This window comes from Cellulomonas sp. P4_A2 (assembly GCF_056402515.1).
In genome coordinates this window covers 232682-253651 of sequence record NZ_JBFUHG010000001.1, presented here as the reverse complement: position 1 = coordinate 253651, position 20970 = coordinate 232682, and the positions used below count along the sequence as shown (strand labels likewise).

The 20970-nt window shown below is 71.9% G+C and carries 23 protein-coding genes; 14 read left to right on the top strand and 9 right to left on the bottom strand.

Translation table 11 applies throughout. The features are described from left to right. Positions 1-26 precede the first annotated feature (26 nt). Positions 27-638: a LysE family translocator gene (locus tag AC1DUE_RS01345; RefSeq protein WP_477037580.1), complete on the bottom strand. Its 612-nt coding sequence runs from the start codon at positions 636-638 to the stop codon at positions 27-29. 43 nt (positions 639-681) lie between these two features. Between AC1DUE_RS01345 and AC1DUE_RS01340 the strand changes: the two genes are divergently transcribed. Next, positions 682-1308 carry a hypothetical protein gene (locus tag AC1DUE_RS01340; protein WP_477037579.1) on the top strand — a complete coding sequence of 209 codons (627 nt, stop codon included), beginning with the start codon at positions 682-684 and terminating at the stop codon, positions 1306-1308. Between the two features lie 48 nt (positions 1309-1356). Continuing rightward, complete coding sequence (locus AC1DUE_RS01335) at positions 1357-2304, top strand: diacylglycerol/lipid kinase family protein (RefSeq protein WP_477037578.1); 948 nt, start codon at positions 1357-1359, stop codon at positions 2302-2304. On the opposite strand, the gene AC1DUE_RS01330 is transcribed toward AC1DUE_RS01335, so the two are convergent. From AC1DUE_RS01330 to AC1DUE_RS01320, 3 genes are read right to left on the bottom strand one after another with little or no spacing between them, the layout of a single operon-like run. Further along, complete coding sequence (locus AC1DUE_RS01330) at positions 2301-3089, bottom strand: arylamine N-acetyltransferase family protein (RefSeq protein ID WP_477037577.1); 789 nt, start codon at positions 3087-3089, stop codon at positions 2301-2303. The genes AC1DUE_RS01335 and AC1DUE_RS01330 overlap by 4 nt on opposite strands. After that, a complete protein-coding gene (locus tag AC1DUE_RS01325) occupies positions 3086-4009 on the bottom strand; it encodes a universal stress protein (protein WP_477037576.1) in 924 nt (307 codons plus the stop codon). Before AC1DUE_RS01325 ends, AC1DUE_RS01330 begins: the two co-directional genes overlap by 4 nt. Then, complete coding sequence (locus tag AC1DUE_RS01320; protein ID WP_477037575.1) at positions 4006-5475, bottom strand: amino acid permease; 1470 nt, start codon at positions 5473-5475, stop codon at positions 4006-4008. Before AC1DUE_RS01320 ends, AC1DUE_RS01325 begins: the two co-directional genes overlap by 4 nt. A gap of 277 nt (positions 5476-5752) precedes the next feature. On the opposite strand from AC1DUE_RS01320, the gene AC1DUE_RS01315 reads away from it, so the two are divergent. The 3 genes from AC1DUE_RS01315 to AC1DUE_RS01305 all read left to right on the top strand — a co-directional run bounded on the left by AC1DUE_RS01315 (position 5753) and on the right by AC1DUE_RS01305 (position 8278). Then, on the top strand, positions 5753-6181 hold the full coding sequence (locus AC1DUE_RS01315) for a DUF5684 domain-containing protein (RefSeq protein ID WP_477037574.1): 429 nt from the start codon (positions 5753-5755) through the stop codon (positions 6179-6181). Positions 6182-6275: 94 nt separating this feature from the next. Continuing rightward, positions 6276-7088 carry a putative protein N(5)-glutamine methyltransferase gene (locus tag AC1DUE_RS01310; protein WP_477037573.1) on the top strand — a complete coding sequence of 271 codons (813 nt, stop codon included), beginning with the start codon at positions 6276-6278 and terminating at the stop codon, positions 7086-7088. Positions 7089-7138: 50 nt separating this feature from the next. Continuing rightward, the gene (locus tag AC1DUE_RS01305) at positions 7139-8278 is read left to right on the top strand and encodes an epoxide hydrolase family protein (protein ID WP_477037572.1); all 1140 of its coding nucleotides are present in this window, start codon (positions 7139-7141) and stop codon (positions 8276-8278) included. A 3-nt stretch (positions 8279-8281) separates the two neighbouring features. Here the strand turns inward: AC1DUE_RS01305 and AC1DUE_RS01300 are convergent, their stop codons facing one another. Further along, positions 8282-8692, bottom strand: a complete 411-nt coding sequence (locus tag AC1DUE_RS01300; protein WP_477037571.1) for a VOC family protein — start codon at positions 8690-8692, stop codon at positions 8282-8284. An 80-nt stretch (positions 8693-8772) separates the two neighbouring features. Here AC1DUE_RS01300 and AC1DUE_RS01295 point away from each other — a divergent pair, with 80 nt between their 5' ends. Both AC1DUE_RS01295 and AC1DUE_RS01290 read left to right on the top strand, forming a co-directional pair. Then, positions 8773-9705 carry a helix-turn-helix transcriptional regulator gene (locus tag AC1DUE_RS01295; RefSeq protein WP_477037570.1) on the top strand — a complete coding sequence of 311 codons (933 nt, stop codon included), beginning with the start codon at positions 8773-8775 and terminating at the stop codon, positions 9703-9705. 9 nt (positions 9706-9714) lie between these two features. Next, the gene (locus AC1DUE_RS01290) at positions 9715-10140 is read left to right on the top strand and encodes a DUF3224 domain-containing protein (protein ID WP_477037569.1); all 426 of its coding nucleotides are present in this window, start codon (positions 9715-9717) and stop codon (positions 10138-10140) included. Between the two features lie 4 nt (positions 10141-10144). Here the strand turns inward: AC1DUE_RS01290 and AC1DUE_RS01285 are convergent, their stop codons facing one another. Next, positions 10145-10555, bottom strand: a complete 411-nt coding sequence (locus AC1DUE_RS01285) for a DUF6855 family protein (protein ID WP_477037568.1) — start codon at positions 10553-10555, stop codon at positions 10145-10147. Positions 10556-10710: 155 nt separating this feature from the next. Here AC1DUE_RS01285 and AC1DUE_RS01280 point away from each other — a divergent pair, with 155 nt between their 5' ends. From AC1DUE_RS01280 to AC1DUE_RS01255, 6 genes are all read left to right on the top strand, one after another. Continuing rightward, positions 10711-11238, top strand: coding sequence for a hypothetical protein (locus AC1DUE_RS01280; protein WP_477037567.1), 528 nt, complete (start codon positions 10711-10713; stop codon positions 11236-11238). A 150-nt stretch (positions 11239-11388) separates the two neighbouring features. Beyond that, positions 11389-11820 carry a YciI family protein gene (locus AC1DUE_RS01275; protein ID WP_477037566.1) on the top strand — a complete coding sequence of 144 codons (432 nt, stop codon included), beginning with the start codon at positions 11389-11391 and terminating at the stop codon, positions 11818-11820. Between the two features lie 24 nt (positions 11821-11844). After that, positions 11845-13110, top strand: a complete 1266-nt coding sequence (locus AC1DUE_RS01270; RefSeq protein WP_477037565.1) for an RNA polymerase sigma factor — start codon at positions 11845-11847, stop codon at positions 13108-13110. Positions 13111-13120: 10 nt separating this feature from the next. Beyond that, positions 13121-14395 carry an MFS transporter gene (locus tag AC1DUE_RS01265; protein ID WP_477037564.1) on the top strand — a complete coding sequence of 425 codons (1275 nt, stop codon included), beginning with the start codon at positions 13121-13123 and terminating at the stop codon, positions 14393-14395. 150 nt (positions 14396-14545) lie between these two features. Continuing rightward, positions 14546-16381, top strand: coding sequence for a class I tRNA ligase family protein (locus tag AC1DUE_RS01260; protein WP_477037563.1), 1836 nt, complete (start codon positions 14546-14548; stop codon positions 16379-16381). Between the two features lie 14 nt (positions 16382-16395). Further along, positions 16396-17040: a GNAT family N-acetyltransferase gene (locus AC1DUE_RS01255; RefSeq protein ID WP_477037562.1), complete on the top strand. Its 645-nt coding sequence runs from the start codon at positions 16396-16398 to the stop codon at positions 17038-17040. Here AC1DUE_RS01255 and AC1DUE_RS01250 read toward each other — a convergent pair. From AC1DUE_RS01250 to AC1DUE_RS01240, 3 genes are all read right to left on the bottom strand, one after another. Beyond that, positions 17003-18229, bottom strand: a complete 1227-nt coding sequence (locus AC1DUE_RS01250; protein ID WP_477037863.1) for an RNA polymerase sigma factor — start codon at positions 18227-18229, stop codon at positions 17003-17005. The two genes, AC1DUE_RS01255 and AC1DUE_RS01250, sit on opposite strands and share 38 nt — an antisense overlap. Positions 18230-18242: 13 nt before the next feature. Further along, positions 18243-18584 (bottom strand): YciI family protein, encoded by a 342-nt coding sequence (locus AC1DUE_RS01245; RefSeq protein WP_477037561.1) that lies wholly within the window; start codon positions 18582-18584, stop codon positions 18243-18245. 81 nt (positions 18585-18665) lie between these two features. Then, positions 18666-19505, bottom strand: coding sequence for an aldo/keto reductase (locus AC1DUE_RS01240; protein WP_477037560.1), 840 nt, complete (start codon positions 19503-19505; stop codon positions 18666-18668). 132 nt (positions 19506-19637) lie between these two features. On the opposite strand from AC1DUE_RS01240, the gene AC1DUE_RS01235 reads away from it, so the two are divergent. Then, positions 19638-20963, top strand: coding sequence for an FAD-binding oxidoreductase (locus AC1DUE_RS01235; RefSeq protein ID WP_477037559.1), 1326 nt, complete (start codon positions 19638-19640; stop codon positions 20961-20963). Positions 20964-20970: the final 7 nt, after the last annotated feature.

Below are 20970 nucleotides of genomic sequence, written 5' to 3'. Positions count from 1 at the left end.
TGAACCGTTTGGTGCAATAAGCGAGATCAGCGGTCGGTGAGCGCGAGCTTGGCGCCCAGCGCGACGAACGCCCCGGCGAACGTCCGACGCATCCACAGGACGACCCGCGGGCGGCTGACCACCTGCGTCCGGACGGCGGCCGCGCACGCCCCGTAGAGGCCGAACACCACGAACGTCATCGCCATGAACACCCCGCTGAGCAGCGCCATGTGCGCGAACGCGCCGGGCTCCCCGGGACGGACGAACTGCGGCAGGAACGCGAAGAAGAAGATCGTCAGCTTCGGGTTGAGGATGTTGACGAGGATCGCCGACCAGATCACGCGCCCCGCCGACTTCTGCGCCGGTCCCTCGTCGACCACGATCTCCGAGCGGTCCCGCCACATCCGGACCGCCATGTAGAGCAGGTACGCGACGCCGAGCAGCTTGAGCGACTGGAACGCGATCGCGCTGGCGTTGAGCACCGCGGCCAGCCCGGTGATCGCGGCGACCATGTGGGGGACGATCCCGAGCGTGCAGCCCAGCGCCGCGACCAGGCTCGCACGGGTGCCGCGGCTCAGGCCGGCGCTCAGCGTGTAGATCACGCCGGTGCCGGGAGTCGCGACGATCACGAGCGTCGTGAGCAGGAACGCGAGGGTCACGGGGTCCATCGTGCACCCGGCCGTGGTCGGACATGATGGAGCGATGTCGTTCTTCCCTGCGGTCGACGAGTTCCAGGGCGAGCCCGAGGACATCGACGAGCTGGAGGTGCTCGACCCGCCGTGGGCCGGCTTCCCGCGCGACGAGCTGCCCGGCACGCTGCCGCTGACGGTCGAGCTCGGTCGCTCGGACTCGACCGTCGTGCGCCTGGAGGACGTGCGCGCCTACTCCGCGGGGGTCGTGTTCCGGGTCGCCGTCCGGATCCGACGGACCACGGTGCGCGACCGGTCGCGCGTCCTGGGCCAGCTGGACGTCACGCACGGGCGCGGCTCGTTCCACCTCGCCCTGCCGCAGGGCGGCCTGCGCTGGGGTTTCGAGCTCTCCGACGGGCGCCGCGTCACCAGCCTCGACCGTTCCCCGTGGACGACGGTCCCGGCCGATGCCGACCCGATGGACTGGACGCCGGACGGGCCGGTGATGGACGGCGCGAGCCAGCCGATGCACTACGCCGAGCGGTGGGCGCGCGACGTCTGGCTCTGGCCCCTGCCGCCCGCGGGCGACCTGCGTGCCGTGTGCGCGTGGCCGGACCGCGACATCCCCGAGACGAGCACGATCCTCGACGCGACGGCCATCCGCGCGGCCGCGGCAGCCGCCCAGCCGCTCTGGCCCTGATCGATCCCCCCGGTGGCCGGGCCGGGCTTCCGCCGTCAGACTCGCCCGGTGAACACCCAACCCGCCGTACGCGAGGACGCCGTGCGCGAGAACCAGTCCCAGCGGTCGGCGGTGATCGTGAACCCGAACCGCGTCGAGGGTCTCGACGAGCTGCGCGCGACGGTCGACGAGCAGATCACCGCGGCGGGGTGGCCGGCGCCGGTCTGGCTCGAGACGACCAAGGAGGACCCGGGCACCGGTCAGGCGCGGCAGGCGGTCGACGAAGGCGCCGAGGTGGTGTTCGTCGCGGGCGGCGACGGCACGGTCCGCGCGGCGATCGAGGGTCTGGCCGGCACCGGCGCGGCGCTGGCGGTGCTGCCCGGCGGCACGGGCAACCTGCTCGCCAACAACCTCGGCATCCCCACCGACACGACCGAGGGCGTGCAGCTCGCGCTCGACGGCGGCCGCCGAGTGGTCGACGTCGGGGAGGTCGACGGGCAGGTGTTCGCCGTGATGGCCGGCATGGGGCTCGACGCCGCGATGGTCGACGACGCACCGACCGCCCTCAAGGCCCGGGTCGGCACGCTGGCGTACGTCTACTCGGCGCTCCGGCACCTGGCCGACGACGAGATGCGGGTCGAGGTCCGCGTCGACGACCTCCCGGTGCTGCGCCGGCGTGCGCGTAGCGTCCTCGTCGCCAACGTGGGGCGGCTGCAGGGCGGGGTGCACCTGCTCCCCGACGCCGAGGCCGACAGCGGGCAGCTGGAGGTCGCCGTGCTCGCGCCGCAGAACTTCGGGCACTGGGTGCAGCTCACGCTCGGCGTGCTCACGCGCAAGAAGCGCGTCCCCAACATGGAGGTGCTGCGCGGCTCGACGATCGTCGTGACCAGCGACCGCGCGCACCCGCGCCAGCTCGACGGCGACGTGATCGACCCGTCGGACACCCTCGAGGCCACGGTCCGCCCCGGCGCGCTGCGGGTCTGCGTCGAGGCGTCCGAGAACCTCGAGGCGTCCTAGAACCTCGCGATCAGCGTGGCCAGCTGGTCCGGGGTCATGGTCAGGCCCATCTCCCGCAGCACGCCGTCGAGCTCGTCGTCGCCGACCGTGGTGGTGGACACCTTGCCCGACGGTGACTCGACCACGAGCTCGCGGCCGGTGAGCAGGTGCGCCAGCGACTCGTCCTTGCGCTGGACGACGATCTGCGGCGTGAAGCGCGACGTCGGCGACGTCGAGGTGAACCAGTTGGCGGTGACCACGTCGGCGGGGTACGTGTCCTCGGGCGCGACGGTGTAGTGCGTGAACCAGCGCCCGGAGCGCTGCTCGTGCAGCTGCCAGCTCCCGTCGCCGAGCAGGACGGTCCGGAACGTCCAGCCGCCCTGCGTCGTGACGTTGCCGGCGATCAGCGGGACCGGGAACAGCAGGCCCGTGCCGTACCCGGTGTCGGCCAGGTGCCAGACGCCGTCGACGAGCACGAAGACGACCAGGTGCGAGCGGGGCCGGGGCGACACGGCCGGGTCGCCGATGCGCGCGAGCCGTCGTTGCACCGGATGGCCGAGGCGTTCGAGGGCCGCGCCGAGCAGGAGCGCGTGCTCGTAGCAGTAGCCGCCGCGGCCGTCGTGGACGAGCTTGCGCTCGATGTCGGGCAGCTCGACGCTCACGCCGGTGCCGAGCAGGACGTCGAGGTTCTCGAACGGGAACGCGGCCAGGTGGTTGCGGTGCACCTCGGGCACCGTCGGGGCGCCGCCGACACGGGCGAGGTAGCCGTCGAGATCGAGCAGGTCCGCGCCCCACCCGTCCGTCACAGGGCGTCCCGCGGGACGACGAGGACGGGCACGGGCGAGTAGCGCACGATCTTGGTCGCGCGGGTGCCGAGGAACACGCGGCGGAGCGTACCGCTGGTGGACGAGCCGAGGATGAGCAGCTCGTTGGGCTCCCAGTCGATCGAGGCCAGCGCGTCTGCCCAGCTGGTCCCGGACGCGACGACGAACGTGGCGTCGTCGTCGATCTCGTCGCCCAGCCGGGCTCGCAGCGCGGACTGGGCCTCCTCGACCTGCTCCTGCCACTGCGCGTTGACCTCCGACTCGATGTCCATCCCGATCTCGGGCGGGTACATGGTCCGCGACTGCACCCCGAACGACGCGACCCGCAGCTGCACGTCGATCTCGCGGGTCAGCGCGGCGGCCCAGCGGACCGCGGGAGCCTGGTCGGACGTCCCGCCGAACGAGCAGGTCAGGCGGTGCGCGGAGTCCCCGGCATCGCCGCCCGCACACAGGTAGCCGCGCGGGGCGATGGCCAGCGGGACCGGCGACGAGTGCAGCAGGAAGTCGGCGGTCGACCCGATGACGACGCGCCCGTGGGTGCCGCCCTCCGTCGCCGAGCCGAGCACGAGCGCCGTCGCCTGACGCGCCTCCGCGAGGCCGGCCAGGGCACGCGGCGTCGAGCGGTCGTTCAGCCGGACGAACTCGACGGTGACGTCGTCGGCACGCGGCCCGAGGAAGGCGCGCGCCGCGTCCTCCGCGGCCTTCGTCCGCTCGTCGAGCCACGCCTGCATCTCGCCGTCGACCTTCGCCATCGACGGCACCTGCCAGCCGGGCGGGACGACGGTGGCGATGACCAGCTCGAGCGGCCGCGTCGCCTCGGGCAGCGTGCGGACGAGGGACATGCCGAGATCGACGGCCGCGCGCGCGTCCCCGAACGGGTTGGCGCCGACGACGACGGTCACGCGTCGACCTCGTCGATCTCGTCGAGGTCGCTGTCCTGCGGGAGCCCCCTGCCCAGCAGCGAGTGCCTGCGTCCCCACAGGAAGTAGAAGCCGAGCACGACGGCCAGCCACACGAAGAACCACGCGTAGGTGTACCAGTGCAGGCCGGACAGGATGTAGATGCAGGCCGCGATCGCGAGCAGGGGTGTGACCGGGTAGCCGGGCACCTTGAAGCCGCGGGGCAGGTCGGGCCGGGTCCGGCGCAGGATCAGGACGCCGACCGACACGACGATGAACGCGACGAGCGTCCCGATGGAGACCAGGTCCCAGAGCGCGTCGAGCGGGATGAACGCGGCGAGAGACCCGACGACGATCGCGACGATGACCGTGTTGTTGACGGGCGTGTGGGTGCGCGGGCTGACCTTGGCGAACGTCTTGGGCAGCAGCCCGTCGCGGCCGATCGCGAACAGGATGCGCGTCTGGCCGTACATCGTCACGAGCGTCACCGAGAAGATCGAGATCACGGCGCCCGCGGACAGGATCGTGCCGGGCCAGGTCGCACCGACCACGTCCTGCAGGATCTTGGCCAGGCCGGCCTCGCCCTGCGCGGCGTCGCCGAACTCCTCCCACGGCTGGGTGCCGAGCGCGGAGACCGCGACGAGGATGTAGATCGCCGTGACGATCGCGAGCGCGCCGAGGATGGCCCGCGGCATGGTCCGCTGCGGGTCGCGCACCTCGTCGCCGGCGGTGGACACGGCATCGAGGCCGATGAAGGTGAAGAAGATCGTCCCGGCCGCCGCCGTGATGCCGGCGATGCCCTTGGGCGCGAAGTCGGCGAAGTTGTCGGAGTGGAAGCCGGTGAAGGCGATCGCGACGAACATCAGGAGCACCGCGAGCTTGATGACGACCATCGTCGCGTTGACCTTGGCGGACTCCGAGGCGCCGCGGATGAGCAGCAGGGCACAGCAGGCGATCAGGAAGAGAGCGGGCAGGTTGATGATCCCGGGGTCGTCGGCCCAGGGTGCCGCCGACAGCGCGTCGGGCACCTGGAAGCCGAACAGGTTGTGCAGCAGCTGGTTGAGATAGCCGCTCCAGCCGACGGCGACGGCCGCCGTCGAGACGCCGTACTCGAGGAGCAGGCAGGCCGCGACGCCCATCGCGACCACCTCGCCGAGGGTCGCGTACGCGTAGGAGTACGTCGACCCGCTGACGGGGACAGCCGAGGCCATCTCCGCGTAGGACAGGGCGGAGAGGCCGGCCGCGATCCCGGCGAGCACGAAGGAGACGATCACCGCCGGACCGGCGTCGGGAACCGCCTCGTGCATCACGAAGAACACGCCCGTACCGACGGTCGAGCCGACGCCGAACATCATGAGCGTGAACGTGCCGAGCGAGCGTTCGAGGCCCTCGCTCGACTTCAGCGTGTACGCGGTGATCGGCTTCTTGCGCCAGATCTGATGCCGCAGGGACGTGGTCGGTGCGCTCATGGGCGGGCCTCTCGGAGGGGAGACCCGCGACCTCGGGTCGTCCGTCCACCGTAGGAGCGGCTGCGGCGACCGGCAATATGTCGGGCGAGATCATCGCCGACCTCGAGGAGTCCGCCCCGAGCTTCGGCCCGCAGCCGGACTGATCGCCATTGATGATCGGCGGTGTCGGCGAATTGTGAAAGGGGGATCAACGCCGGAGACAACCGATGAAGAATTCGTGAGAACTGGCTGCTGAACCTGCGTACACGGACCCCCGCGGATCGCTACTGTTCGGCGCATGTCGATTCTCACGGACGTGGCCGTCACCACGACATCTGCCGACGTCAACACGGGTGCGATCCTCACCTACGTGCTGATCAGCGCCCTGGTCAGCTATGTCCTCGTCGTCATCCCGCTCTGGGCCATCTTCACCAAGGCCGGCGAGCCGGGCTGGCAGGCCCTGATCCCGATCTGGAACACCATCGTGATCATCAAGATCGCGGGCAAGCCGATCTGGTGGATCATCCTGCTCATCATCCCGATCGTGAACATCATCGTCTGGATCGTCGTCCTGTACGGGCTGTCGCTGTCGTTCGGGCACGGTGGCGGATTCACCGTCGGCCTGGTCTTCCTGAGCCTGATCTTCTACTACATCCTCGCGTTCGACTCGAGCCGGTACCAGGGCCCCGCCGGCGCGGCCGCACCGCTCGGCTACCAGCCCGCCTGACCTGAACCTCGCCGAACGGCCGCACCTCCGAGCTCGGGGGTGCGGCCGTTTCGTTGCGGCCTAGGGTGGACCGTTCCAGGCTCGAGGGGTAGTCGTGACCAAGCTGTCGTACGAGGTGGTCGTGCAGATGCTGCGCACCGCCGGATGTGTGTTCGCGGAGGACGAGGCCGCGCTGCTCGTGCGGGAGGCGCAGTCCGCCGACGAGCTCGCCGCGATGGTCGAGCGCCGCGTCGCCGGCGAGCCGCTGGAGGTCGTCGTCGGGTGGGCGGAGTTCTGCCACCTGCGCATCGAGATCGACGCGGGGGTGTTCGTCCCGCGGCTGCGCACCGAGTTCCTCGTCGACGAGGCCGCGCGGCTCGTCGAGCTCGTGCGGCTCGTGCTCCCGTCCGGCGAGCCCGTCGTGGTCCTCGACCTGTGCTGCGGCTCCGGTGCCCTCGGGGTCGCCCTCGCCGAGAACCTCGACTCCGACGTCGAGCTCTACGCCGTCGACATCGAGCCGGCGGCTGTCGCGTGCGCGCGTCGGAACGTCGCCCCGGTCGGCGGGCTGGTCTTCGAGGGCGACCTCGACGCGCCCTTGCCGGACCACCTGCGCGGCCGCGTGGAGGTGCTCCTGGCCAACGTGCCGTACGTGCCCACCGACGCGATCGCCAGCATGCCGGCCGAGGCGCGCGAGCACGAGCCCCTGGTCACGCTCGACGGCGGTCCCGACGGGCTCGACGTGCTGCGCCGGGTCGCCGCGCTGGCGCCCCGCTGGCTCGCGCCCGGCGGGCACGTGCTCATCGAGACCAGCGAGTCGCAGGCCCGGGCGGCCGCCGCCGCCTTCGAGGCTGCCGGGCTGACCGCCCGGATCGCCGTCGACGTCGACCGGGAGGCGACGGCGATCGTCGGGACGCTCCTGCCCGACTGAGGAAGAAGGTGACAGACCGGTGACACCGGCTGTTCCCTAGCGTCGGTGTCATGACCATCGAACCGTTCTCCATCGACATCCCGTCCGCCCAGCTCGACGACCTCGCCGAGCGGCTCAGACGCACCCGGTACAGCAGCGCGCTGCCGGGCGACGACTGGTCGAGGGGCGTGCCGACCGGCTACCTGCGGGAGCTGGTCGAGTACTGGCGCGACTCCTACGACTGGCGCGCCCAGGAGGCCGCCCTCAACGCGTTGCCGCAGTTCACCACCGAGATCGACGGGCAGCGCATCCACTTCGTGCACGTGCGGTCGGCGGCGCCGGACGCGATCCCGCTCGTCCTGACGCACGGCTGGCCGGGGTCGTTCACCGAGTTCGTCGACCTCGTCGGACCCCTCACCGACCCGCCCGACGGCTCGCCCGCGTTCCACGTCGTGATCCCCTCGCTGCCCGGCTTCGGCTTCTCGGGGCCGGTGTCGGAGCCGGGCTGGGACGTCGCGCGGATCGCGAGTGCCTGGGTCGAGCTCATGTCCCGGCTCGGCTACGACCGGTTCGGCGTGCAGGGCGGGGACATCGGCGCGGCCGTCTCGCCGGAGGTCGCCCGGCTCGCGCCCGACCGCGTGATCGGCGTGCACCTCAACGGGAACATCGGGGTGCTCTTCGAGCCGCCGGCGCCCGACGAGGTCTTCACGGACCTCGAGCAGGACCGGCTGCGGCGGACCGCCGAGTTCATGCAGGAGCAGTTCGGATACATCTCGATCCAGTCCACCCGCCCCGCGACGATCGGGGCGGCGCTGGCGGACTCGCCGGTCGGCCAGCTCGCGTGGATCGTCGACAAGCTCCGGGAGTGGACCGAGCCGCGCGAGACGCTGCCGCACGTGATCCTGGGCATCGACTGGCTGCTCACCGACGTGATGCTCTACTGGCTCACCGACACCGCCGCGTCGGCCGCCTTCGTCGGGTACGCGCAGGCCGCCGAGTGGGGAGCGGCGAGGCGTCCCGCGCCGAGCGGCGTACCGACGGGCGTCATCGTGTTCGCCGGTGACGTGGGGATCCGTCGGTACGCCGAGCGGGAGCACGAGATCGTGCGGTGGGTCGACGTCGAGGGCCGGGGCGGGCACTTCGCCGCGCGGGAGGAGCCCGGTCTGCTCGTCGACGACGTGCGGGCGTTCTTCGCGTCCCTGAGCGCCTGACCCCTAGGCGTTGTCGCGCCAGTTCGGGTTCGACATGAACCCGAGGACGTTGCCGAAGGGGTCCGTGACGGAGGCCGTGACGAAGCCGTGGCCGCGCTCGCGGACCTCGTCGTGCACCGTCGCCCCGAGGTCGAGCGCCTGCTGGAACGTCGCCGCGATGTCGTCGGTGTGCCAGTAGGCGACCGCCCCCGAGGGTCCACCCTGCGTCGGTGCGTACCGGCGGTCGACGATGCCGAGCTCGTCGTGGTGGTCGCCGAGGCGGAACTCGATGTAGGCGTCGCGGACGAAGTACGGCTCGATGCCCAGCAGGTCGGTGTACCAGGCGCGTGCCGCGGCGAGGTCGTCGGCGAAGAACGAGACGTTGGCCAGGCCGCGCAGGAGGGTGCTCTTCTGGGTGCTGCTCTCTGTGTTCATGACTCCACTCTCGCGGTCAAAGTGCTCATCTTCTGATCACGTTTATCGGTAGGTTCGGAACCGTGAGAGCAGATCGGTTGGTGGCGACCCTCCTCCTGATGCAGGCGCGCGGGCGCGTGACGGCGGCCGAGGTGGCGTCGTCGCTGGAGGTGTCGGTCGCGACCGCGCGACGCGACCTGGAGGCACTCTCGAGCGCCGGCATCCCGGTGTACCCGCAGCCCGGGCGCGGCGGCGGGTGGTCGCTGGTCGGGGGCGCGCGGACCGACCTGACCGGGCTCACCTCCTCCGAGGCGCAGGCGCTGTTCCTGCTCGTCGGGCCCACGTCCGGCCGGTCGCCCGCGGCCGCGTCGGCGCTGCGCAAGCTCGTGCGCGCGCTGCCCGAGACGTTCCGCGCGGACGCCGAGGCCGCAGCACGGGCGGTGGTCGTGGACCGCGGCGCGTGGGGCTCCCGGACCGGTCCCGCGCAGGACGAGCTCGTCGACGAGCTCCGGGCGGCGGTGGTGCGGCGGCGGCAGGTCTCGCTCGTGTACCGGACGTCGCCCGAGCCCCGGCTGGTGGACCCGTGGGCCCTCGTGGACAAGGACCGCGTCTGGTACCTGATCGCCGGCACCCCGCGCGGGCACCGGACGTTCCGCGTCGACCGCATCGTCTCGGTCGACGTGCTCGGCTCGACGTTCCGGCGTCCCGACGCGCTCGACGTCGACGCGGTGTGGGCCGGCGTGGTCGACGAGCTGGAGGCGCGTCGTTCGCGAGTGGCCGCCGTGGTGCTCGCTCCCGAGCGGCTCGTCCCGGTCCTGCAGGGTCAGTTCGGCCGGCACCTCGAACGGCTCGAACCGGTGGAGCCCGACGGCCGCGTGAGGGTGCGCGTGACGGCGCACATGGCGCGGTCGGTCGCGGAGCAGCTCGCCGGGCACGGCTCGTCGGTCGAGGTCGTCTCGCCGCCCGAGGTGGTCGACGAGCTGGCGCGGATCGGGCAGGAGCTCGTCGCGGCGTATGTGGGTGGCGGTGGATAGCGTGCGGCGATGATCACCGAGGGGACATTCACCGCTGTCGGCACGTTCACGGTCAGTGGGTTCGAGGGCGTGCCGGTCGACGTGCCGGATCCGGTGCAGACGGCGCTCGGCGTCGGCGTCGCCACCATGGAGAAGCGGTACGAGGGCGCGGTCGTGGGGCGATCGAACACCCTGTTCACCTCCGCGTACGACCCTGAGCGCGGCATCGGCACCTACGTCGCGCTCGAGTCGTTCGAGGGGTCGCTGGACGGACGCGCGGGCACGTTCAACTTCGTGCACGTGGCGTCCACCAGCGGCAGCGACCGGTCCGGCGAGTTCTTCGCGATCGTCCCGGGCAGCGGCACCGCCGAGCTGGCCGGCATCGCGGGCGACGGGGCGCTCGTGGTCGACGCCGATGGGACGCACCGGATGCGGTTCGACTACACCCTTGGGTGAGCGGTCAGGACGGCAGGGCACGTACCCGGTTGTTGCGCGCGTCGTGCGTGAGCTCGACCAGGCCGAGCGCCTCGAGCAGGGGCGGCAGGTACATGCCGAACCGGCCGCGGTAGCCCTTGCGCAGCCCGTACCAACCCCCGACCGGGTTCGACTCGTCGCGACCCCAGGCCTCGACCGTCCCGCCCGCCGCCGGCTTGTTCTCGTCCGCCGCCCCGAGCGGCACCCAGTCGCCCTGGGCGAGCAGCCAGGCGTGCAGGTCGTCGATCGCGGCCAGGTGGTACTTCAGCGTGGTCGACCCGACCTGGCACACGAGCGCCGGCGGATCGGCCGACTCGTCGCGGTACATCGTGTACGCCGAGGAGCCGGGTGCCGTGCTCAGCTGCCACGGGTCGTCCTTGGTTCCGGTGCCGGCCATCGTCTGCTTCTCTCGGACGTCGAACAGGTGACACCCCACTATCGACCGCCGGGTGCCGCCGCGCCGATCCGGACCGGGCGAACTCGCTACGCTCGCCACGGCGTCGGCCGGCGCCGACAGGATCGGATCGACACCCGGAGCGGGCGGTGAGGTGCGTGACGCGAGGTCTCTCGGACGCGATGGGCCGGCTGGTGCCCATGGCGGCCTCCCAGCCCTGGTACGAGACCGCCGCCACGATCGCGACGCTCGTCGCCGCGCTCGGGGCCGTCGGCGCGATCGTCGTGGGGATCTTCACCATCCGGCAGCGCGCCGACGCCGACGCTCGCTCGCAGTGGTGGTCCCGGGTGCAGTGGGCCGTGGACCTGTCGTTCGAGGACGACCGGTCCCGGCGGACCGTCGGGTTCGAGGCCCTCGCGCTCCTCGCGCGGTCGCCGCTGGCGCGTCAGGGAGACGTGGACTTCCTGCGGGGCCTGACCCTCGACGCGCTCGAGGCCGTGCGTGCGCGCGGCGAGGGGCCGTTCAGGCTCGGGGAGCCCGAGCCGGTGGACCGCGTCACGAGCCAGAGCCATCGCGTCGGCGTGGGTCGCGACGAGGTGGCGGCCGCGCGGCTGCGGTCGACGACGGACGCGGTACAGGGCGTCCCGACGCCGGCGTGGGTCGAGGAGCTGGCGCGCACGAGCTGAGCCGCGGGCCGGTCAGGAGGTTGCCGGATCCTCGTCGAAAAACTCGTCCGGCCGCCGTGTCGAAGGTCGCCAGGGGCCGTTCGACGTACTGGTGAAGGCCCGGACCCGGCACTAGCGTCGGGACGGCGATCCACTACGAAGGAGCTCACCATGAAGGTCCTGGTCATGATCAAGGGCGACGGCGCCGACGAGGCCGCGGCCAAGCCGAACGACGAGATGTTCGCCACCATGAACGCGTACAACGAGGAGCTCGTGAACGCGGGCATCATGCTCGGCGGCGAGGGCCTCAAGCCGAGCTCCGAGGGCGCGAAGGTGCTGTTCGAGGGCGGCCAGACGTCGGTCGTCGACGGCCCCTTCACGGAGGCCAAGGAGATCATCGCCGGCTACTGGATCTGGCAGGTCAAGTCGCTCGACGAGGCCGTCGAGTGGGCCAAGCGTTGCCCGTCGACCCCGGAGCTGCGGTCGGTCCTCGAGATCCGGCCGTTCTTCGAGATGGAGGACTTCGCGCAGGTCGTCTCGCCGGAGATCCTCGAGAAGGAGAAGGACATCATCGAGCGGTCCAAGGCCAACCAGAACGCCTGACCGCCGGACGCGCGGGGCGGGGCGATGAGCGACGCACGACGGACCGTCGAGATCGTCTGGCGGATCGAGTCGCCGCGGCTCATCGCCTCGCTCACCCGGCTGGTCCGCGACGTCGGCCTGGCCGAGGAGCTCGCGCAGGACGCGTTCGTCGCGGCCCTGGAGCAGTGGCCCACCGACGGCGTGCCGGACAAGCCCGGCGCCTGGCTGATGACGACCGCCCGGCGCCGGGCCATCGACACGATCCGGCGCGAGCAGAACCGTGACAGCAAGTACGCGGTGCTGGCCCACGACCTCACGGACGAGGCACCGGCCGACGGGATCGTCGAGGACCCGGTCGGCGACGACCTGCTCTCGCTGGTGTTCCTCACCTGCCACCCGGTGCTGCCGCGCGAGTCGCGGATCGCGCTCACGCTGCGGCTGTTCGGAGGGCTGACCACCGACGAGATCGCCCGCGCCTACCTGACGCCGAGCGCCACGGTCGGTCAGCGGATCTCCCGTGCCAAGCGCACGCTCGCCGAGGCGCACGTGCCGTTCGAGGTGCCGCAGGCCGACGAGATGCCCGCACGCCTGGGGTCCGTGCTCGAGGTGATCTACCTGGTCTTCACCGAGGGGTACGCGGCGACCTCCGGGAACGACTGGGTGCGCCGGGACCTGGCCGACGAGGCGATGCGGCTGGGCCGGGTGCTGGCCGGGCTGCTGCCGCGCCAGCCCGAGGTGCACGGCCTGGTCGCGCTCATGGAGCTGCAGGCCTCCCGGTTCGACGCCCGCGGCAGCGGGACGCTGCTGCAGGACCAGGACCGCCGCTTCTGGGACAAGGCGCTGATCGAGCACGGGCTCAAGGCGCTCGACACGGCGATCGGGCTGCACCGCCCGCTCGGTCCGTACACGGTGCAGGCCGCGATCGCCGCGTGCCACAGCCGTGCCCCGTCGTTCGAGGCCACCGACTGGGAGGCCGTCGTCGCGCTCTACGACGCGCTCGCGCAGCTGGCCCCGAGCCCCGTCGTCGAGCTCAACCGAGCCGTCGCGGTGCTGCACGCCGACGGTCCGCAGGCGGCGCTCGAGGCCCTCGACGCGATCGCCGACCCGCGCATGGCCCGCTACCACCTGCTCGGCGCTGTCCGGGCGGAGGTGCTCGCACAGCTGGGGCGTCCCGAGGAGGCGGCCGCCGAGCTGGAGCGCGCGGCCGACCTGGCCCCGACCCAGCGCGAGCGCAACCTGCTGCTCGAGCGCGCGGCCGCGGCCGTCGTCGACGAGAGAATCGGCGTGGACGGCGACGAGGCCCCCGGGTGAGGGTGGGGCCATGAGCGACGCCGAGGCCGCGACCGAGCAGACGACCGAGTCCGTCGTCGAGCCCAAGCCCGGCTGGCGCCGCGACGTCACGCTCTTCCTCAGTGGGCAGACGATCTCGCTGTTCGGGTCGATGCTCGTGCAGTACGCCGTCATGTGGCACCTGACGCTCGAGACCAAGTCCGGCGGCGTCATGGCGCTGTACGCGGTGTTCGGCTTCCTGCCGCAGGCGGTCATCTCGGTCTTCGGCGGCGTCTGGGCGGACCGCCTGAACCGCAAGAAGCTGATCATCGCGGCCGACGGCACGATCGCGCTGGTCACCCTCGCGCTCGCGCTGATCATGAGCGCGGGCGCGAGCGACCTCCTGTTCATCTTCGTCGCGATCGCCATCCGCTCGGCAGGCGCCGGGATCCAGATGCCCGCGGTCGCCGCCCTGATCCCGCAGATCGTGCCGACCGACAAGCTCATGCGCGTCAACGGGATCAACGGCACCATCCAGTCGGCCATGATGCTCGTCGCCCCCGCTGCGGCGGCCGCCGTCTACGCGAGCATGTCGATCGTCGCCGTGTTCTACATCGACGTCGTCACGGCGATCCTCGGCATCGGCCTGCTGCTGCTGGTGAAGGTCGGCCCGCTGATCCGCTCGGAGACGGAGCGGCTCGGCTACCTCGACGACCTGCGCGGGGGCGTCCGCTACATCCTCACGCACCCGTTCGTGCGCTGGATCCTGGTGCTCTACGCGGTCGTGTTCGTGCTCATCGTCGCGCCGTCGTTCCTGACCCCGCTGATGATCGCGCGCACGTTCGGCGAGGAGGTGTGGAAGCTGACCGCCAACGAGCTCGCGTTCAGCATCGGCATGGTGCTGGGCGGCGCGGTCATCGCGACCTTCGCGACGAAGTGGAACCGGGTCGCGCTGATCCTCGGCTCGACGGTCGTGTTCGGCGTCCTGTCGATCGGCCTCGGGCTCTCGACGAACCTCTGGGTGTTCTTCTCGTTCATGTTCGTGCTCGGCCTGTCCGTCCCGGCCTTCTCGACGCCCAGCTACACGGTGCTGCAGGAGACCGTCGAGCCGGAGATGCAGGGCCGGGTGTTCGGGTTCGTCGGCATCGTCATGGCGCTGGCCATGCCGTTCGGCATGGCGGTCTTCGGGCCGTTGGCCGACGAGTTCAGCGTCGAGTCGCTCCTCGTCGTGGCCGGCATCCTGCTGCTGGTCGTCGTCGCGCTCGCGCTCGCGGTTCCCGCCGGACGGCGTTCGCTGCGCGCCGCGGACGCCCACGCGGCCCGGTGATACGGTCGGCGACATGCACTCCTTGCGTACCGACCTCCTCCTTATCCGGCCGCGCTGAGCCCCCGGGTACGAGTCAGCGCGGCCAGCCCCTCCGGAGCGAGGGGCTTTTTCGTGCCCGAACCCTGGTGACCGCAGACGGAGGAGCGAGCCGTGCAGGAGATCGAGGAGAAGTGGCAGGCCGTCTGGGAGCGGCTGCGGGTGTTCGAGGCGAAGGACGACGACGTCCGGCCGCGGCGGTATCTGCTGACGATGTTCCCGTACCCGTCGGGCGACCTGCACATGGGCCACGCGGAGGTGTTCGCGCTGGCCGACGTGGTGGCGCGGTACTGGCGGCTGCGCGGGTTCGACGTGCTGTTCCCGATCGGCTGGGACTCGTTCGGGCTGCCGGCGGAGAACGCGGCGCGCAAGCGCGGTGAGCATCCCGCGGTGTTCACCTACGACAACATCGAGACGCAGGCCCGGTCCCTGCGGCGGTACGGGGTGTCGTTCGACTGGACCCGGCGCCTGCACACCTCCGACCCCGAGTACGTGCGCTGGACGCAGTGGCTGTTCCTGACGATGCACGAGCGGGGTCTGGCCTACCGCGCCGCCGGGGTCGTGAGCTGGTGCCCGCAGGACGCGACCGTGCTGGCCAACGAGCAGGTGGTCGACGGCCGGTGCGAGCGGTGCGGCTCGGTCGTCGAGAAGCGCGAGCTGACGCAGTGGTACCTGCGGATCACCGACTACGCGGACCGGCTGGTCGACGACATGGCGCTGCTGGAGGGCGCGTGGCCCGAGCACGTGCTGACCATGCAGCGGAACTGGATCGGTCGGTCCGTCGACGAGGACGGCGCCACCACCTATCGACTGCACGACTGGCTCGTCTCACGGCAGCGCGCCTGGGGCACGCCCATCCCGATCGTGCACTGCCCGGCGTGCGGCGAGGTGCCCGTACCGATGGACCAGCTGCCGGTGAGGGTGCCGTGGGGCGAGGCCGCCGGGACCACCCAGTGCCCCCGCTGCGGCGGACCGGCGCAGCGGGAGACCGACACGCTGGACACGTTCGTCGACTCCTCCTGGTACTTCCTGCGGTACTGCTCGCAGGGGCGCGACGACGGTCGCGACGACGTGCCGTTCGACGTCGAGGACGTCCGCCGCTGGATGCCCGCGACCCAGTACGTCGGCGGGGTCGAGCACGCGATCCTGCACCTGCTGTACAGCCGGTTCGTCACCAAGGTGCTGCACGACGCCGGTCTGGTGGACCCCGTCGAGCCGTTCGCGTCGCTGCTGAACCAGGGGCAGGTGCGCAACGGTGGCAAGGCGATGAGCAAGTCGCTGGGCAACGGCGTCGCGCTGGGCGAGCAGCTGGACCGGTTCGGCGTCGACGCGGTGCGGCTGGCGATGGTGTTCGCGGGACCGCCCGAGGACGACATCGACTGGGCCGACGTGTCGCCGGCCGGGATGCAGCGGTTCCTGTCGCGAGCGCTGCGGCTGGCGCGCGACGTGGGTCCCGGGACTGCCGACGACGTCCTGCGGCGGGTCACGCACCGCACCGTCCACGACTGCGCGCAGCTGCTGGAGGCCTCGCGGTTCAACGTGGTGGTCGCGCGCGTGATGGAGCTGGTCTCGGCGGCTCGTCGTTCCGTCGACGCCGGCTCCGACGCGCGGGAGGCCGTGGAGGTCGTCGCGCTCCTGCTGAGCCTGGTCGCGCCGTACACCGCCGAGGAGATGTGGGAGGCCCTCGGGCACGAGCCGTCGGTGTCGTCGGCACCCTGGCCCGTGGTGGACCCGGCCCTCCTGGTCGACGAGACCGTGGAGGCCGTCGTCCAGGTGGACGGCAGGGTCCGCGACCGCGTGGACGTCCCGACGACGATCACGGCCGACGAGCTGGTCGCGCTGGCGCTGCCGCGGCCCGCGGTCCGGCGCGCGATCGGCGACCGGACCGTGAGCAGGACCGTCGCGCGCCCGCCACGCCTGGTGAACCTCGTGATCTCGGTTGACCCATGAGGAACCATGAAGCCGTGATCACGCCGTTCACCCTCAAGGGTCGTCATGTCCGGTTGGAGCCGTTGAGCCTGGAGCACGTCGACGGGCTCGCCGCCGCCGGCGCGCAGGAGCGGGGCAGCTTCGGGTACACGTGGGTCCCCGACGGGCGACACGAGGCCGAGGCGTACGTGCGCGGGGCGCTCGACGCGTCACGCTCGGTGCCGTTCGCGGTGCGCCGGCTGTCCGACGGTGCGGTCGTCGGGAGCACGCGGTTCCTCGACCTCGACGTCCTGGAGGCTCCGGCGCCGGGGACCGCACCCAGCTGGCCGCCCGGCAGCGCCGGGGGCGAGCCGAGCGACGAGCACCTCCCGAACGTCGCCGAGATCGGGAGCACCTGGTACGCGGCCTCGGCGCAGCGCACCGCGGTCAACACCGAGACCAAGCTGCTGCTGCTCACGCACGCCTTCGAGGTGTGGGACGCGGTCCGCGTCACCCTCAAGACCGACGCCCGGAACACGGCCTCGCGCAACGCGATCGAACGGATCGGCGGCCGGTTCGAGGGCGTGCGGCGCGTGCACACGATGGCGACCGACGGGACCTACCGCGACTCGGCGTACTTCTCGATCGTCGCGGCGGAGTGGTTCACGGTCCGCGAGGGCCTGGTGGCCCGCCTGCGCTGAGGACCTCGTCGCGACGAGCCTCGAGGAACGCGCGTTCGGCGGCGTTCTCCGTCAGCGACGACGCCACGGCGTACTCGTCGGCGGCCTCGTCGCGGCGCGACAGCCGACGCAGGAGGTCCGCGCGGACCGCGTGGTAGAGCGCGAACCGGGGCATCGAGAGGCCGTCGACGAGTGCGAGGCCGGCGGCCGGGCCGTCGACCTCCGCGACCGCGACCGCACGGTTCAGCTCGACCACCGGGCTCGGCGCGACCGCGAGCAGCTGGTCGTAGAGGGCCACGACCTGCCACCACGACGTGTCCTGCGCGGAGGCGGCCGACGCGTGCACGGCCTGGATCGCCGCCTGCAGCTGGTACGGCCCGGGCTGGTCGCGCCGCAGCGACTCACGGACCAGGTCGAGGCCCTCGTCGAGCATCGCGGGGTCCCACAGGGAGCGGTCTTGGTCGGCGAGCAGGACGAGCCCCTGGCGGGCGGGACGCCGGGCGTCGACCAGGAGCATGAGCGCGAGCAGCCCGGCGGCCTCGGGCTCGTCGGGCATGAGCTCGACCAGCAGCCGCCCGAGCCGGATCGCCTCGGTGCACAGGTCGTCGCGCACCACCGACGGACCGCTGGAGGCCTGGTGGCCCTCGGTGAACACCAGGTAGACCACCGCGAGGACGGTCCGCAGCCGGTCGGGCAGGTCCGCGTCGGACGGCACCCGGTAGGGGATGTGCGCGTCGCGGATCTTGCCCTTGGCCCGCACGAGCCGCTGCTGCATCGTCGGGACCGGCACCAGGAACGCGTGCGCGATCTCCTCGGTGGTCAGGCCGCCGACCATGCGCAGGGTCAGCGCCACCTGCGCCTCGGGCGCGAGCGCGGGGTGGCAGCACGTGAACACGAGCCGGAGCTGGTCGTCGCGCACGGGTCCCACCTCCACGTGCTCCTGGGCGTGCAGCAGGGCGGCCTGGGCGTGCCGGTCGTGGCGGGACGCCTCCCGCCGCAGCCGGTCGATGGCTCGGCGTCGCGCGGTCGTGATGATCCAACCGGCCGGGCTCGGTGGCACCCCGTCGGCCGGCCAGTGCTCGACGGCGGCGACGAACGCGTCCTGGACGGCCTCCTCGGCGACGTCCAGCGACCCGAACGACCGGGTCAGCACCGCGACGGCGCGTCCGTGCTCCGTGCGGAACACGGACGCGATCTCGTCGTCGGAGATCAATGCCGGCCGCTCAGTACCGGAAGGGTCGGACCTCGATCGGGAGCGTCGTGGCCCGCGCCAGCTTCCCGCCCCACGACATCGCCTCGTCGAGGTCCGGGACGTCGATGATCGTGAAGCCGCCCAGGTGCTCCTTGCCCTCGACGTAGGGGCCGTCCGTCGTGAGCACGTCGCCGTTCTTGGCGCGCAGCACGGTCGCGGTGCTCGGGTTGTGCAGGCCGCCCGAGAACACCCAGATGCCGGCGTCGCGCATGGCGCCGTCGACGGCCTCCGTCGCCTGGATGATCGGCTCCAGGAACTCGGGGCTGGGCATCGGGCCGTCGGGCTCGATGACGCTCAGCAGGTAGCGGGTCATGGCGTCCTCCTCAGGTCGTCGCCGGCCGTCGGCCAGCGTCTCACCCTCTGTACGAACGCGGAACGGCCGGATCGACAGCTTCTACGCCGGCGGCACCCGGTCGAACGTGTCCGGGTTCGGGCCCGTGCGCTCGTCGCGGTTCAGGCCGTCGATGTCCGCCAGGTCCTCGTCGGAGAGCTCGAAGTCGAAGATGTCGAAGTTCTCCTCGACGCGGGCCCGCGTGACCGACTTGGGGAAGACGACGTGGCCGCGCTGCACGTGCCAGCGCAGGGTGATCTGGGCCGTCGAGCGGTCGTGGGCGTGCGCGATCCGCTTGAGGGTCGGGTCGTCGAGCACCTTGCCCTGCGCGATCGGGGACCAGGCCTCGATCGCGATCCCGTGCTCGCGGCCGTACTGGGCAAGCTCGCGCTGCGTCAGGTACGGGTGGACCTCGATCTGGTTGACGGCCGGGGTGATCGTCGTCTCCGCCTGCAGGCGGCGCAGGTGCGCGGGCTGGAAGTTCGAGACCCCGATCGCCTTGGCGCGGCCGGAGCCGTAGATGTCCTCGAGGGCCTTCCAGGTGTCGACGAAGTTGCTCAGCATGGCCAGCGGCCAGTGGATGAGGAAGAGGTCGACGTACTCGGTCCCGAGGCGCTCCAGCGACTGCTCGAAGGCTGCCAGCGCCGCCTCGGGTGCGTGCGCGCCGTTGTTCAGCTTGGTGGTGACGAACACGTCCGCGCGGTCCAGCCCGGACTCCCGCAGCGCCTCGCCGACGCCCTCCTCGTTGTGGTAGCTCTGCGCCGTGTCGATGTGGCGGTAGCCCACGTCGAACGCCTGCAGGACGGCCTCCTTGGTCTCGTCGAGCGGGATCTGGAAGACGCCGAAGCCCAGCTGCGGGATCGTCACGCCGTTGTTGAGGGAGAGGCTCGGAACGGTGCTCATGCCTCCATTGGACATGCGACACGTGGTGGATGCCTCTCGAGCGTCCACCCTCGACCACCGGCGGTCGGCTCGCGATGTCGGCGGTGCCTGGGATGGTGGAGTCACCGGCACCTACGTCAAGGAGCTCTCGGCATGTTGCACCACCCGCTCTCCGCCCGCGTCCTCGGTCCCGTGCTCGTCCCGGGGGAGGAGGGGTTCGCCGACGAGGTCCTCTCGCACAACCGTGCCGTCGTCCACACGCCCGAGCTCGTGGTCGGTGCCGCGAGCACGCAGGACGTCGTCGAGGCGGTGCGCTGGGCGGCGATGCAGGGCCTGTCACTGACGGTGCTGGCCACGGGCCACGGCGCGCGCCATCCCGTGACCTCGGGGGTGATCGTCACCACCCGAAGGATCGGGGGCGTCTCGGTGGACCCGGAGAGAAGGGTCGCGACGATCGGCGCGGGCGCCACCTGGACGGACGTCGTACCGGCGGCCGACGCGGTGGGTCTGGCGCCGGTCGCGGGGTCGTCGACGCACGTCGGCGTGGTCGGCTACCTGCTGGGCGGAGGGCTGGGTCCGCTCGCCCGCAGCCACGGGTTCAGCTCGGACCGGATCGAGTCGCTGACCGTCGTCACCGGGACGGGCGAGGTGGTCGAGGCGAGCGCGATCGACCACCCCGACCTCTTCTGGGCGCTGCAGGGCGGGCGGGCCGGTCTGGGGGTCGTGACGCAGGTGCGCCTCCGGCTCGTCTCGGTGCCCGAGCTGTACGCGGGCTCGATGATCTTCGACACCGAGCACATCCCGACCGTCCTGCGCGGCTGGCTCGCCTGGACAGAGACCGCCGACGACGCGACGACCACGAGCGCGGCCATCGTCCGGTTCCCCCCGTTCGACGCGGTGCCACCGCCGCTGCGCGGCCGGACCGCCCTCACGCTGCGGTTCGCACGACCGGGGGACCAGCAGGCCGGCGCGGCGGCCGCCGCTCCCCTGCGGGCGCTCGCGCCCGTGCTCATGGACGGTCTGGGTCCCCTGCCGGTCGCCGAGGCGGCACGGATCCACAACGACCCCGTCGACCCCGCACCCTCGTGGGTCCGCGGCCTCATGCTCACGGGCTCCGACGACGACCTGGCGACGACCGTCCTCGACCACGGCGGACCGGACGCGGACCACCCGTTCCTCTCGGTCGAGCTGCGGCACATCGCCGGCGCGACGGGACGCGACGTGGCGGGCGGCTCGGCGGTCGCGGGCCGGGGTGCGGCGTTCACGGTCGGTCTGCTCGGCATCGACCCGGCGACGTTCGAGACGGTGCTCCCGGCCGCGGCCGCGTCGATCTTCGGGGCGCTCGAGCCGTGGGCGGCCGCCGAGCTCAACGCGAACTTCGCCGGTGCGGGCGACGCCCGGTGGAGCGCGGCGATCACCGAGCGGCTCGGCGACGTGCGGCGTCGCTACGACCCTGCCGGGGTGTTCTCGGTCGTCTGACCTGGTG